The organism is Paenibacillus eucommiae (assembly GCF_017874215.1).
GTDB lineage: Bacteria > Bacillota > Bacilli > Paenibacillales > NBRC-103111 > Paenibacillus_AI > Paenibacillus_AI eucommiae.
The window spans coordinates 89448-103620 of record NZ_JAGGLB010000022.1 but is presented as its reverse complement, the minus strand read 5'-3'; the positions used below and the strand labels follow the sequence as shown (position 1 = coordinate 103620).

14 protein-coding genes are annotated in these 14173 nt (G+C 45.8%); 7 read left to right on the top strand and 7 right to left on the bottom strand.

All coding sequences use genetic code 11. The annotated features are described in order from the left end of the window. Window positions 1-129 precede the first annotated feature (129 nt). Window positions 130-750 (top strand): SGNH/GDSL hydrolase family protein, encoded by a 621-nt coding sequence (locus tag J2Z66_RS26855; RefSeq protein ID WP_209975827.1) that lies wholly within the window; start codon window positions 130-132, stop codon window positions 748-750. Window positions 751-1023: 273 nt separating this feature from the next. Here the strand turns inward: J2Z66_RS26855 and J2Z66_RS26850 are convergent, their stop codons facing one another. The 5 genes from J2Z66_RS26850 to J2Z66_RS26830 form a co-directional block, all read right to left on the bottom strand. Further along, on the bottom strand, window positions 1024-1842 hold the full coding sequence (locus tag J2Z66_RS26850; protein ID WP_209975826.1) for a carbohydrate ABC transporter permease: 819 nt from the start codon (window positions 1840-1842) through the stop codon (window positions 1024-1026). A gap of 30 nt (window positions 1843-1872) precedes the next feature. Continuing rightward, window positions 1873-2796, bottom strand: a complete 924-nt coding sequence (locus J2Z66_RS26845) for a carbohydrate ABC transporter permease (protein WP_209975825.1) — start codon at window positions 2794-2796, stop codon at window positions 1873-1875. 143 nt (window positions 2797-2939) lie between these two features. Continuing rightward, window positions 2940-4331: an ABC transporter substrate-binding protein gene (locus J2Z66_RS26840; protein WP_209975824.1), complete on the bottom strand. Its 1392-nt coding sequence runs from the start codon at window positions 4329-4331 to the stop codon at window positions 2940-2942. Window positions 4332-4448: 117 nt separating this feature from the next. Then, on the bottom strand, window positions 4449-5993 hold the full coding sequence (locus J2Z66_RS26835; protein WP_209975823.1) for a response regulator transcription factor: 1545 nt from the start codon (window positions 5991-5993) through the stop codon (window positions 4449-4451). 77 nt (window positions 5994-6070) lie between these two features. Continuing rightward, a complete protein-coding gene (locus J2Z66_RS26830; protein WP_209975822.1) occupies window positions 6071-7897 on the bottom strand; it encodes a cache domain-containing sensor histidine kinase in 1827 nt (608 codons plus the stop codon). Window positions 7898-8092: 195 nt separating this feature from the next. Here J2Z66_RS26830 and J2Z66_RS26825 point away from each other — a divergent pair, with 195 nt between their 5' ends. From J2Z66_RS26825 to J2Z66_RS26815, 3 genes are all read left to right on the top strand, one after another. Further along, complete coding sequence (locus J2Z66_RS26825) at window positions 8093-8782, top strand: FadR/GntR family transcriptional regulator (RefSeq protein ID WP_209975821.1); 690 nt, start codon at window positions 8093-8095, stop codon at window positions 8780-8782. 9 nt (window positions 8783-8791) lie between these two features. Beyond that, a complete protein-coding gene (locus tag J2Z66_RS43545) occupies window positions 8792-9454 on the top strand; it encodes a FadR/GntR family transcriptional regulator (protein WP_209975820.1) in 663 nt (220 codons plus the stop codon). A 130-nt stretch (window positions 9455-9584) separates the two neighbouring features. Next, window positions 9585-10706, top strand: coding sequence for a sialidase family protein (locus J2Z66_RS26815; protein ID WP_209975819.1), 1122 nt, complete (start codon window positions 9585-9587; stop codon window positions 10704-10706). A gap of 227 nt (window positions 10707-10933) precedes the next feature. Here J2Z66_RS26815 and J2Z66_RS42975 read toward each other — a convergent pair whose 3' ends face one another. Continuing rightward, on the bottom strand, window positions 10934-11017 hold the full coding sequence (locus J2Z66_RS42975; RefSeq protein ID WP_281068892.1) for a putative holin-like toxin: 84 nt from the start codon (window positions 11015-11017) through the stop codon (window positions 10934-10936). Window positions 11018-11193: 176 nt separating this feature from the next. Between J2Z66_RS42975 and J2Z66_RS26810 the strand changes: the two genes are divergently transcribed. Beyond that, complete coding sequence (locus tag J2Z66_RS26810) at window positions 11194-11406, top strand: Rpn/YhgA-type helix-turn-helix domain-containing protein (protein WP_209975818.1); 213 nt, start codon at window positions 11194-11196, stop codon at window positions 11404-11406. Between the two features lie 71 nt (window positions 11407-11477). Here the strand turns inward: J2Z66_RS26810 and J2Z66_RS26805 are convergent, their stop codons facing one another. Beyond that, entirely contained in the window at window positions 11478-11915 is a 438-nt protein-coding gene (locus tag J2Z66_RS26805; protein ID WP_209975817.1) for a DUF2621 domain-containing protein, read from the bottom strand. Window positions 11916-12048: 133 nt separating this feature from the next. On the opposite strand from J2Z66_RS26805, the gene J2Z66_RS26800 reads away from it, so the two are divergent. After that, window positions 12049-13176: a deoxyribonuclease IV gene (locus J2Z66_RS26800; RefSeq protein ID WP_209975816.1), complete on the top strand. Its 1128-nt coding sequence runs from the start codon at window positions 12049-12051 to the stop codon at window positions 13174-13176. Window positions 13177-13199: 23 nt separating this feature from the next. After that, on the top strand, window positions 13200-14099 hold the full coding sequence (purU, locus tag J2Z66_RS26795) for a formyltetrahydrofolate deformylase (protein WP_209975815.1): 900 nt from the start codon (window positions 13200-13202) through the stop codon (window positions 14097-14099). Window positions 14100-14173 lie beyond the last annotated feature (74 nt).

The following is a 14173-nucleotide window of genomic DNA, read 5'->3' as shown; positions in this document are numbered from 1 at the left end:
CTAATGGGCAAACAAATGTGCACGAAAAAGGATTGTAATGCCTGGAAAACACATCTAACATTAGGGTTGCGCAAAAGGAATGAATAGACGTAAAATAATGGAAGGAAATTAGGGAGGTGTAAGTGAAGAATGCTGCAAATAATAGAAAAATTACGTAATGGTCAAAGGTCTCTAATTGTGTGTATGGGTGATTCGATTACAGAGCAAAACTTTCATTTACACAGCCACATCAACTATGTCGGGCATTTCAGCGAGAAGCTGATCAACACGTTCGGCCGCAACCAGTTTATTATTAACACAGGTGTAAGCGGAGACACGACATGGGGAGCTGTAGCAAGATTGGAGAGAGACGCGCTGAGGTTCAAGCCGGATCTGGTTACACTGATGTTCGGTATGAACGATTCGGCGAGGGGAATGGACGAGCTTCCTGTTTTCAAACAAAATTTAGAGTCATTAATTGCCTCGATCAGAGAAAGTGGAAGTGAAGTACTTCTGCTTACGCAAAACATCCTTAAATTTGAAATTAAAGACAACGCTTCAAGAGCCAGCTATCCTTATTATGCTGAAGCAATAAGAGAGGTAGCTGCTACTACCGGAGCTCCACTGTGCGATATTTACCAGAAGTGGGAGGCAACCGCTAAGGAAATCAACTACAAGCACTGGATGATGATGGACGATGAAATTCACCCCAATGAGCATGGGCATCAATTTATGGCGAATATTTTGTTCGAGTTTTTAGGGTTGGATTAGGAGTGTAAGTACAATCGAGTGAAAGAGGCTGTTTCGTAGGTTCCTCCTCCTTTCCGATCCTTGCCGAAACAGTTAACGATGTTTTTCATCACTGAGTGCAGAAATTCCCAGCAGCCTACCGTTTTAATGATGTTTTTCATCGCTAAAGGGCATCACAATTAGTTAGTACAATAAATAAAAGAGCGTCAGGGTGATTTTCCCCCTGACGCTCTTTCTAACCAGGATTACATCAATAGGTACATATAATTAATTTAATCCTTAAAGAAGTCTAACTTATTTCTCGGTGCCGAGTGCGATACCGTTAATGAAGCTCTTCTGGAACGTTAGGAACAGAGCGATAAGCGGTAGTGCGGCAACGGCTCCTCCGGCCATGGCGAGTCCATAGTTGACTGACATATCTTCCTTGATCAGTGAGGATACGCCGAGCGGAAGTGTCTTCATCGAATCCTTCTGCAAGACGATCAGCTGCCAGATGTAGTCGTTCCATACGGCCATGAAGGCGAATATGGCAAGGGCTCCAAGAGCTGGGCGCATGAGCGGGAAGATAATCTGTCCGAAGATACGCAGCTCACCGGCGCCGTCCATGCTGGCTGCTTGCAGCAGCTCGTCAGGAATGTAACGGACGAACTGGCGGATGAGAAACACACCAAATGGAAAGGCAATGATCGGCAGGATGAGCCCGCCATAGCTGTCCAATAGCCCCAGGTCAGAAATAAGGATATACAGGGGCACCAAGGTGACCTGGCGAGGCATCATCATCGTAGCGATGACCAGGAAGAATAATACTTGATGACCGGGAAATTTCTTTTTGGCATAAGCATAACCGGCCATGGCGCAAAACATCAGAATGAACAATACGGCGACGAGTCCGGTGAATACACTGTTGAACAACCAGCGAAGGGTTGACTTCTTATTGAACAGCTCGTCGAAATGCAGCCAAGTGAAGCTTTTGGGAAACCATTCTGGCGGGGACGCCCAGAGCGATAGGCTTGGCTTGATTGAGCCGGTCAGCATCCAATAAATCGGAAAGACGAGCACGACAGCAAAAGCACTTAGAAGCACATATTTTAAAATGGTGACCGAAACTTTCATTCCGTTATCCCCTCCTTTCTCGAAGCCATACTAAGTTTTCGGTTTGAAAAATTTCAGCTGAACTAGTGAAATAACCATGATGATGACAAACAGCACGACGCTTTGCGCGGAAGCAACTCCAAACTCGACGGAGCTGAATGCCGTCCGGTAAATCGTGAAAATAAGTGACTCTGTGCTGTTAAATGGTCCCCCTCCGGTCAAGAGCCGGATGACGACGAATATTTGAAAGACGGCGATCGTCGTGGTCAGAATGACGAACAAACTGGTGTTTGCGATAGCAGGCAGCGTGATGTGAAAGAAACGCTGGATGGGGCTCGCACCGTCGATTTCTGCAGCTTCATAGTATTCCTTAGGTACTGATTCCATCGCAGACAGGTACAGAATGAGCGGCTCACCGATGGACCATGTAATAACAATTACGCAGATGGCGATGAACGCCATGGAAGGTGTCCCGAGCCATTCAACTGGCTGGATGCCAAGCAGGCCAACGATATAATTCAGGAGTCCATTGTTCATGTTGAATATCCAAGCCCACACCATCGTTAATACGACAGGCGTACAGATAACAGGCATGTAAAAAAGTGCCCGGTAGAACGCCTTCGAACGTCCATGCAGATTCTGCATGAGTCCTGCGAGTGTAAACGATATGATCACAATAATAGGAACAATAACGATAACATACAGAAAAGTGTTTTTCAGAGAGTGTAGAAATGTAGAGTCTTTAAAAATTTCGATGTAGTTATCCAGCCCGATGAATGTACTCTCTCCAAGACCGGCGTCATAAAAGCTAAGCTTGATCGTATCGATCAGCGGATAGACGAAAAATACGAGAGTGAGGAGTAAATTCGGCAGGATGAAAAAGTAGCCCCACAGATGGCCGCGCCAATTGCGCGTTAGAGCTAGCGGAGACGACGGCTTCGTTTTCTCCCGCACCGGTTTGCCGGTCATATCCATAGGAATCCCACCTTTATTTACAGTAATAGATGCTTAGAAATAGATGCATAGTCATTTATAGAGCAAATTTAACATTGATTAGGAAATCCGCTGGTTGACTTATGCATGCGCAAGTCAACCAGCGGGTCGTGAATGAATAGAGCTTACTTTTGCTTGGCGAGTACTTCATTTCCTTTTTTGGTGTACTCTTGAATGGCTTGCTCTGGTGTCTTTTGTCCAAGGAACATAGCTTGCAGAGCTGGATACCATTGCTGACGAACTTCAGCATATGCTGGGGAAGCTTTACCCATGTTAACAGGGGATAGCTTTGTGATAAGTTTCATTGCATCGACCATATCCGCATATGGATATTCATAAGCTGCGGAAGTACGGGATGGAACAGCATTAATGGACTTTGCAAGAAGTTGAGCGTTTTCTGCAGAAACCATGAAGTTCATGAATTTCTTGATCATTTCGCGTTTCTCATTGTCAGTCTGTTTGAATACGGTATACCCTGTAAGTCCTGTAGGAATTTTTGGTGAATAACCTTCTTTATGAATCGGTACAATACCATAAGTTTCGACGTTCTGGCTTACTGAACCGTCTTTTTTACCATTTTCAACGAGGCTGTAAACAGCCGGTGACCATGCCATATAAGCGATTTTTCCTTGTTTGAACATTTCAAGCACATCAAGGGCTTTCAGTGTAGCAGGACCTGGTGCAATACTTCCCTCTGCAACCATGTCTTTTAACATTTGGAGAACTCCTGGAGCTTCCGGAAACTGGTCCATAACGATTTTTGTGCTATCCTCATTCCACTGATCAACACCAGAGCCGAACAGGTACATAAGGGAGCTCATTTCATCGCCTTGCTCATTACCTGCATATAGGGCAGTACCATAAATGCCGTTGCCGCTAACTTGTTTCATAGCATCACGCCACTCTTCGTAGGTCCATTCACGGTTTTCCGGAATCAGCTTCTCCAGACCTTTGTCTTCGAAAAGCTTTTTGTTAATAAACCCGAGCGTTACACTCGTATGTGTTGGAATTCCATAAAGCACGCCATCCTTGGATAGCTGCTTCAGAGCATCTTGGTTGAAGTCAGCAGCATTTTCTGAGATAAAGTCATCCATAGGCTCATTTTTGCCGAACTTAACATATTTCATCAAGCGGCGGTCAAGTCCATCTAGTAAGATGTCAGGAGGGTTATTACCCGCTAGGGCAATGGTTACCTTTTGCTCAATCTCATCGGATGGGATCATTTGAAAATTGATTTTTACGTTCGGGTTTTCTTTTACAAACTCAGCAACCTTCAATTGCTCCCAGTCACCATAGTTCGGATCTGCATCACCAAGCACGTTCTTGTAGGCTGGTGTGGACCAATACTCAATGACTAGATCCTTACCTGATGGCTTGTTTTCCTCTGGCTTAGTTGATGTTGTAGGTGTCGTGCTAGCCGATCCACCATCCTTCGTTCCATCTTTGGAACAACCGGATAATACGAGAACCGTAATAACAACTAGCGCTAAAGCGAGTAAACTCATTCTCTTTTTCATATAAACCCTCCCAGTCATTAGTTCTGCTACAGAAATAAATATAACGGATTGCAAGTAGGAAAACCTTGAATTTGGTCATGATTATCTTGAAAAAAATCAGTTCATATGTTGTTTTTACTACGGGCGATGCAGGCGGCGGAATTCATTTGGAGACATGCGATGCTTCTTGCGAAATACGGTAGAGAAGTAATTAGGGTCATCATAGCCGACGGCGCGGGCGATTTCTGTCATCTTGTCATTCGTATTGCTCAGCAGCAGCTCGGCCTTTTCCAGGCGGACTTGAGTTACATATTGATTGAAGCCAAGCCCCGTTTCACGTTTAAAAAGCAGGCTGAAATATTTCGGGTTCAGGTAAACATGTGAGGCGACATCCTGCAAGCTGCACCGATCCATGAAAAAACGGTCAATATAAGCTACAGCACGTTCGCGTACACTGATCTGCTTACGGCCCGCCCAGCGTTCCAGAGCACTATCGAAGTAATGGATACTTGGCTCCAGCCAGTCTCCAATTTGCTCCGCTTTGCTATATTGGTGCAGGCGGCTGATTTCCTGCTCGAAATCAAAAGGCATCTTCTCCGCATTGAAATGCTTGCGTGCAATAGACTGAAGCGTAATCGCTGCAGCCAGTGCATCAAGCCGTGCTTCTTCAACAGGGAGCTGATTTACTTTTATGGGCAGTTCGGTTAGATTTTGTTGCAGCAGCTCAATCTGTCCTAGTACGATGTAGGACATAAACTGGCTTTCCATAGATTGAAGCTTGCTATGATTCAAGGTGAAATCTTGCGAAGAAGGAAGTTCCGTTGTTTGACTGTCGGGAGTTGAGCTCGGTGGATTGGCGCTTTCGGACAAAACAGGCAGCTGCTCCAGACGTTCTACCCGGCCCATGGCCTGCAGAGTCACGGCAATATCGAGCAGCTCCTGGATTTTCCCGCTAATGGAGTCGAGCAAAGCGTCGGTCTGTTTATCGCTTTGACTGCGTGGCTTTCCCAGAAAGATGGCATAACGATCATAACGAATAAGCACAATTCTTGAATGTTCGAATAAGGGCTCGATCAGTTCTTGAATGATATTGCTCACAGCAAACTGGAGCAGGAAGAGATCAGAAGATGTGTAGCTTTTGGTAGCTGGAAAAAAATGATTGACTTTCACAAGCCAAAGTGTCGACCCTGCCAGCTTCGGGTACAGTCTTTTAACAGCTTGAGGATTGCAGGGAAGTCTATAAAATAAGGAACGAATAGTGTTCTCTTCAACAAATTCCTCTTCAATACGGGCAGTGTGCTTCGCATGGCTCAAGCGGCCATGAAGCTTTTTGAGAGATCTGCATACTTCTTGCTCGGGACAGGGCTTGAGCAGAAAATCAAGCACTCCATAACGCAGGGCAGCCTGAGCATATTCGAAATCACGATATCCGGTCAAAATGATAACCATGGTCGAAGGCCTTTCCGTATAAACCCATTCGGCCAATTGGATGCCGTCCAATAAGGGCATGCGCACGTCGCTTATGATCAGATCCGGCTCCCATTCATGGATAAGCTCAATGGCCTCTTGTCCGTTGGTAGCTTCTGCAATAACCGTAAATCCAGTCTGGTTCGATTCTATCATTTTACGAAGTGTTTTCCGTACCAGCGTTTCATCATCAACAATCATTACTGTTCCTATCATGATGTATTCTCCTATCGGCTTACGAAGAGCCTCTCCGTATAAGTTTATGAATAAATGGCATGTTCCATTCAATTGCTTTACTTTTTTGCATGCGAGCTTTCCTGGTCATGAGCTTCATGATAAGGAAGCAGAAGGCGTATAACCGTACCTGCGCCTAAATCGCTTTTTACTTCCAGGTGGTAAGGGGAGCCATAGACGAGCTCGATCCGGCGGATTACGTTGCGCAGTCCTATCTTTTGCCTTTGCGGTCCAGCATCCAGATGTTGGTCAGCAGAGCGGGGCAATGTGGCGTCCCGAAGCTCATCAGGCGACATACCGCAGCCGTTATCACTAATCTCTATCTCCAGAAATTCCTCATTCCGAAAAGCACGCAGCTTCAATTCCTTCCGTCCGGTAACATCCCGGAATGCATGTACAAAGGCATTTTCCACAAGCGGCTGCACAAGCATACGGATAATGGGGCAGTGGAGAACATTATCATCAGCTTCGACAGAGATATACAGATTATTTTCAAAGCGTGCCTTCTGAAGACTCAGGTAATTGCTGACTTGCTCCAGTTCAGCACTGAGCACGGTTTGTGTAGTTGCGGGCTCAAGCGCATAGCGCAGCATGTCGGACAGATTAATGACCAGATTCGCGGTTTCCCTGTCATCCTGCAAATACAATCTGCTGTGAATCGTATCGAGTGTGTTATACAGGAAGTGAGGGTTTAGCTGTGCCTGCAGCGCTGTCAGCTCAGCCTCGCGTTCCCGCAGCTGCTTCTCGTAGCCTTCAATAATTAGCAAGTCAATATAGTCGAGCATGGAATTAAATCGTTCACCGATAAAGGCGAGCTCATCATTAGTATGAATCCGGATTCTTGCGCTCAGATTGCCGTCCTCAACCCGCCGCATGCCGCGAACAAGCTGCTTTAACGGCAGCAACAGACGCTGCGTTGTAAATACGACAAGAATACCGGTAATAACAATGCTGACAAGGGCGCTTATTAATGTAACTTGTGGAATGATATGGCTTTCCTTGCGTATTTCGGCCATCGAGATGCTGCTGATAAGCTGAAAATGAGTTTGAGCAGTTTCGGCGTGAGCGAACAAATAAGGGTTATTGTTTACCTGCTTGACGTTGGCTGAGCGTGTAGAAACGGAGCGAAGCAGCGGCAGTGAAACCTTGTCCGGATCGTTCTCATCCGTATATAGCAGGTTCGACTGCTTATCCAGCAAATATACCCTGCCTTCGTTGCCTCTGATGACTTTGTTCAGCTCGTTGGCAAGAATGCTCTGATTCATCACCATCACAAGCACACCATTGGTTTGGGCATCCTTGCCTTTTAACCAGCGTGCCGCAACGATAACCGGATTTTTAGTCAGCTCGTTGACGTAGCTGATTTTATAACCAAATGTGGAGCCTCTCAGCCAGACGAGCTCCCCGTCGGAATCAGCCAGCAGCTCCTCGATCTGAGAATAGGCATTTAATCCAAATTCATAATTCATGGAGGAGTTGCTGGGCATGAAATAACCGCCCTTTTGATCAAACAGGTACATCGCTATCATATTGGGGACACTAAAAACGAATTGATTCAAAGTAGCGTTCAATTCAGTACGCATCCCGGAGTCGGGGGGAATATCCCTATTGGACTGCTCGAGATAATGCTCCACCTGATTATGAAACACAATTTGATCAGCAACCCGGTAAACATCCTGAAGACGCAAGTCGATACGTGCAGACACCTGCTCAACCCGCTGAGAAAACTGCTCGCTAATTTCTCTTTCGGCAATATTGGTATGAAGCCGGTAAGTAATGAGTGCGGTTGCAGAAGATGTAACTAGTAATACGAGGGACAAAATACCGATGATTTTACCTGTTAAAGTAAGGCGAACGTTAAATACCCGTTGGAAAACTTGCTTCATCCTGTATGCCGCCTTTGCTATTTTATTTATTATTATAGCATAGGAGCCGCTCATGGATGTACCCAATGGCTGGCAGGCGCTGCTGCAATATCAAAAAAAGCTTGCGATGATGAGAGCCCCTGCTTTTTTTTCCTTCGTTAATGCGCTACAATGTATCGTATCCGCTTGTGTATATCTTTTGAAAGGAGGGCGATCATGCAAAGCATCAAAAAAGAAACGCTGACTCAACAAGTTAGTGAAGGCATAAAGGCATTTATCGAAAATAATGAATTGAAGCCTGGAGATAAGCTTCCATTTGAGAAGGAGTTTATTGTACGCTTTGGCGTCAGCCGGACCGTTGTTCGGGAAGCTCTCAAATCGCTGGAAGTGCTTGGGGTTGTGGAACTGAAGCCAGGTGATGGCATTTATGTGGCACATCACTCGCTTAAAGATATTACGGATCAAATCTCGTTTCATTGGCAGCGGAGTCCCAAGACGATGAAGGAGCTGCTGGCTGTCCGCAAAATACTTGAAATGGCCGCTATTGAAATGGCGATCAACGATTATGAGCCTGAACGGATTGCCCCGATGGAAGCCTGGATCCTGCGGATGGAAGAGAAAATACGCAAGGGGAGCGTCCCGGCAGAGGAAGATTTCCAATTTCACAGGGCGCTGTTTAAGGCATCGGGAAATGAAATGTTGTTTCAGTTAAGTGACTTTCTGTATGGTTTTTTCGAAAATGCGGAGCAGGAGCAGCAGCCTGAGAAGGTGCAATCAAGCCCGAAGTCACTGCAGGAACATAAGGAAATTTTGCATTGGATACATTCCCGCGATATCGTTAAAGCGAAAGAATCTCTTCAACAGCATTTGCTGCCGCTTGAAGATGCATGGGGAGCTAAGGAGTGAGATTGAAACATGGACATGATGCAGCGCAACCTGCTAAGCCAAATGGCCAGCGAACAAATAAAAAAATATATCACAGACCGGCAATTGAATCCCGGTGACCAGCTGCCTACAGAGCGAGAGCTTGCCGAGAAATTACAGGTGAGCCGGACGGTTGTCAGAGAGGCGCTTAATCAGCTTGAAACTCTGGGAATGATCGTCAAAATTCAGGGCAAAGGTGTGTTTATTGCTGAACGAAACTTAACCGCTTTTTTTCAGCAAATCGTTTCATTATGGGGACCTGGAGCTAAACAGGATGATCAATTAGTTGGTTTTCGAATGATGCTGGAGCTAGCCGCGCTAGATTATATTGTCATTAATGCGAAGGAACAGGATTACGAGGAGCTTCGGCATATCGTGGCGAATTCGCAGAATGCTGACATTTCCCTGGCGGAATTCGTGCAGTATGACTATGACTTTCACAGGCAACTGCTGAAGCTGACGAATAACGACTTGTTCGATCAACTGGTATCTGTAATTCACGATTATTTCAGACTTATCCTACATACAAATGAAGGCAGGAAAATAGATCGCAACCCGACCATTCGGGATCATCTCGAGCTGCTGCAATTATTGCAGGATGGACATCTTGAGGAAGCCAAGCAGTTGTTGAGAAAACACTTGATAGACCCTTAGAGCAGCAAGAAAGAGCCGGATATATTTTCGTTGATCCGGCACTTGAGTTGTGCTATATTAATATTGGTTAGACCATAGTATATACTTACCAAATACAATTATGAAACAAAAATGATGAAAAGGAATGATCATGATGACGAACCCAACTATTGAACGTGTTAGTGAAGGGATTTTGTACCGCAATCCGATGCCGCATGTGTACAGTAAACAGGCATATTTTCCTTCTGTCATACAATTGGATAATGGTGAGCTGCTGGCGTCATTCTGCATCGGTCAAGCTTTCGAGGCGGAGGATCTGCACACGTGTCTGGCCCGCTCGAAGGATCAGGGCGAGACTTGGAATTTCGAAGGTCGCCTGTACCCGGGCACTCCGGATCGTGTGACCTCAGAAGCTGCCAGGCTTTCACATGGAAAGGATGGAGAAGTCGTCGCTTTCGTGATCCGTCATGATCGTTCCCGTACAGGTCAGGGCCTGGCTAATCCAGAAAATCTGGGGTTTGTTGAGGTTGAATTGCTGCTTTTCCGTTCACGGGACGGTGGAGCTTCCTGGGATGCTCCCGAGCAGATTGATCCTCCGCTCGTCGGACCCAGCTTTGAAATGACCTCAGCCATTGTTCCGCTGCGCGACGGAAGCTGGCTGCTGCCGACCTCCACTTGGAGAGGCTGGGATGGATACTGCCCGAACGGAATGAAAATGGTCGCTCTGGAGTCGGACGATCAAGGAAAGACATGGCCATCCTATCAGGATGTTATGGTGGATGATCAAAACCAGATTATTTATTGGGAATCCAAAATAGTGGAATTGGCTGACGGAAGGCTGCTTGCTGCCGCTTGGGCCTATAATGAGCATGAGGCGCGCGACTTGCCTAATCAATACGTTGTTAGCGATGGGAGAGGCAAACCATTCTCATCTCCTAAGTCCACAGGCTTGTACGGCCAAACCTTAAATGTGGCACAGCTTGACGATGGGCGGCTGTTAACTGTATACCGCAGAATGGATGAGCCTGGATTATGGGCTAATATCTCACACCTTGAGGGCGGTGAGTGGATTAATGAAGAGCAAATAGCGCTGTGGGGTAACCGGATTACGAATTTAACCTCAAGCAGCGAAGATATGGTAGGGAACTTCACCGTGCTGAAATTCGGAGCTCCAAGTATTTGCCGGCTGCAGGACGGTTCCTGGTATATTTCCTTCTGGGCTGTAGAGGATGGAGTCGGTAATATCCGCTTTATCAAGCTGCAGATCGGGTAGATGCACAGGCGACAGGCAATCGGATAAGGAGGAATATTCGAATTGCTCTCGCTTCCAAATTATAGATCCGCACTAATTTATTGCATGTATAAATTATTCGTATTATAATAAACATAAATAGGGAATCGGCGGTAACCGACTCCCAAGCACAACAGCCGCTTTTAAGGGCGGTGGCTTGAAATAGGTGTTATGTCAGGAATAGACCGTTAACCTTCTCACAGGGCGGTCTATTTCCTATTATGGAAAGAAAGTATCAACACAACCAAAGCCGCAAATGAAATCATCAGCGTCAAAGCCTGGTATACTTCCATAGCATCACCTCCCTTCCGGGAGATTAGCCGACCACCCTTATAGCCATTCTATTGTAAGAGTTAGTATAACAGATGTTTTGGATAGCCTAAAGACCTATTTTATCATTTAGGTTATCGAAAAAAGGCTTAATTGAAGAGACGATCCGTATCCTGAGTTAAACGAGGAGGTCAATAAAATGTGGGACACACTGATCGATCCCAAAGTCTGGAAGGATGGCGAACGGGAAGGTATACTGAAAGGAAAGCTTGAAGGCAAGCTTGAAGGCAAGATCGAGGGGAAGATCGAAGTCGCTCATAACATGTTGAAAGAAGGGCTGGATATCTCGATGGTTGCCAAACTGACCAAGCTGAATGAAGAGGAGATCGAACGCTTGCTTGAAAAGAATTAGCGAATGAAAGGCAGCAATACCTTTTTGGGGTGGTACAGCACAAAAACAACCTGGCCTAGGCCAGGTTGTTTTTAGTTCAGCAGGTTTTGGTGAGCACTGTAATCAATTTTTTGCTTTTCGAGGAAGGAAATCAGACTCTTGTAATCACGCCGCGGCGTCGCCAGAATGTAACCTTTGATGCAGTGGTCACGCGTTACTTCGGATGCACCTTCGTCTAGGGCTACTTCACCAATTTTGGCGGCAATGGAATGCTTGGCGATATCCCTGAAGGGAGAGGGGACTGGTGAAACTAAGCGGTCCAGAAAGCTTTTGGATTCCTCTGTCCACAGATGTCTGGAAGATTCCACGTAATAATTTTGCCAATCCAGCTTGGACTTTCCGTCTTCCTTCGGCAGCACCTTAAGAAATTTGCGGAACATAAAAAAGCCGCCGATTCCCATGAACACAACTAGCAGACACACCCAAAATATAATGAACCACATAAAAAAAGAGTTGCTTACATCATCCATTCTATAATGTCACCTCGTATACATTTACTTTATATTTAAGAATTATACCTTATTTCTAGATTTCTTGCGACATTCCTTGTAAAATAGTAAAGTAGCACCTTCAAGTAAAGATTGATAGAAAAGGAGCAATAACATGCCAAAGATAGGATCGCACGTATCATTTTCAGATAAAGGATTGTTGAATGCTGCGCAAGAAGCCGCAACCTATGGTTCCTCTAGTTTTATGATTTACACAGGAGCTCCACAAAATACCCGGCGCAAGCCAATTGAATCACAATTTATTGAAGAAGGCAAAGCATTGATGAGTGAGGGCGGGATTGATGAAATCGTAGTTCATGCGCCTTATATTATTAATCTGGGCTCTTACAAGGAAAGCACGTTTGAGCTTGCTGTGAACTTTCTGCAGGAAGAAATCCGGAGAACCGATTATATAGGTGTACGCAATATTGTTCTGCATCCCGGTGCTTTTACCGATAAAGATGCGGAATATGGAATTGCCCGTATCGCTGAAGGCTTGAACGCCGTGCTGGATGGAGTTAAGGATACGAATGTCAATATTGCTTTGGAAACAATGGCCGGCAAAGGTAGCGAGATTGGCAGAAGCTTTGAAGAGCTGGCTGCAATTATAGACAAAGTGACTCATAATGAAAAATTGACCATCTGCTTCGATACATGTCACGTGCATGACGCTGGTTATGATATTGTGCATGATTTGGAGGGCGTACTGGAGCAATTCGACCGAATTGTTGGTTTGGACCGGATTGCGGTCCTTCATCTGAACGACAGCAAAAATCCGCGCGGCGCCAGTAAAGACCGTCATACCCCAGTAGGTTCAGGCTGGATCGGCTACGAAGCGATGAATAACATCGTACATCATGAGAAGCTGCTGCATCTGCCGATGATTCTTGAAACGCCTTGGATTGGTAAAGAAGAGAAAACGAAGCGTCCGATGTATGAAGCGGAAATTGCATTGCTGAGCGGCAACCTTAGTGAACGCTTTGGCGGAGAATTTCTGGACCAAGTAGAGCGAATCGATTTCATGTTTGACAAAAAAGGCATAGCCCATCGGGATTTTGTATTGAACACTTGGGAATTGCTAAAGACAGATGCAAAAGCGAAAAAAGAAGACAGCCGCGAGCCTATGGAGCGCTTGTACGACACGATCGTAGAAGAGCGTCTGTTTCCTGAATTAACAGAAGAGCAAATTAATCAACGCTTAACGATTTGGTTGGCCGGAAAGAATGCACTACGGCTCGCTTAACAGTCATAGGAGGAAACCTACACATGAGTCAAATTATTAATCGCATTCCCCCCGCAGGAAGGAATGCGGCACAAAACCGCGCAAGGATGCTGATTTCTTGTCCGGATCAATCAGGTATTGTAGCTGCGGTATCGCAATTTTTGTACGAGCATGAGGCTAATATTTTGCAATCGGATCAGTATACCATGGATCCTGAGGGCGGTATGTTCTTCATCCGCATAGAGTTTGATTTGCCGGAGATCTCAAGCCGGGTGGAGCAGCTTAGAACCGATTTCACAGGCGTTGCTTCCAGATTCCAGATGGACTGGATGATAACTTTAGCCAGCCGGAAGAAGCGCTTGGCGATCTTTGTTTCCAAAGAGGATCATTGCTTGCTGGAGCTTCTGTGGCATTGGCGTGCTGGAGATCTGGATGCGGATATCGCGATGGTTATTAGTAATCATCCCGATTTGCAGCCATTAGTGGAGCCGTTTGGCATTCCATTTATACACATCCCTGTGACGGCCGATACCAAGGCAGAAGCTGAACAAAAGCAGCTGGATGCCGTTGGAGAGAATATTGACGTTATCATTTTGGCGAGGTATATGCAGATTATTTCGCCAACGTTCTTGCAGCATTTTAGCAACCGGATTATTAATATCCATCACTCCTTCCTGCCTGCTTTTGTCGGCGGCAAGCCGTATGCTCAGGCGCATAACCGGGGTGTCAAAATCATTGGCGCCACCGCCCATTATGTGACAGAGGAGCTCGACGGAGGTCCGATCATTGAACAAGACGTACAGCGTGTAAGCCATCGCGATAATGTAGAGGATTTAAAGCGTATCGGCCGCCATATTGAACGCATCGTGCTCGCCAGAGCAGTTGCTTGGCATGTGGAAGATCGTGTCCTTGTTCATAATAATAAAACAGTTGTTTTCAATTAGATCCAGAACAAAGCGGTATAGAAGCACCAGGCATCTTACTAGCCATGTAAGGTGTCTTTTTCTTATTGAGTGTG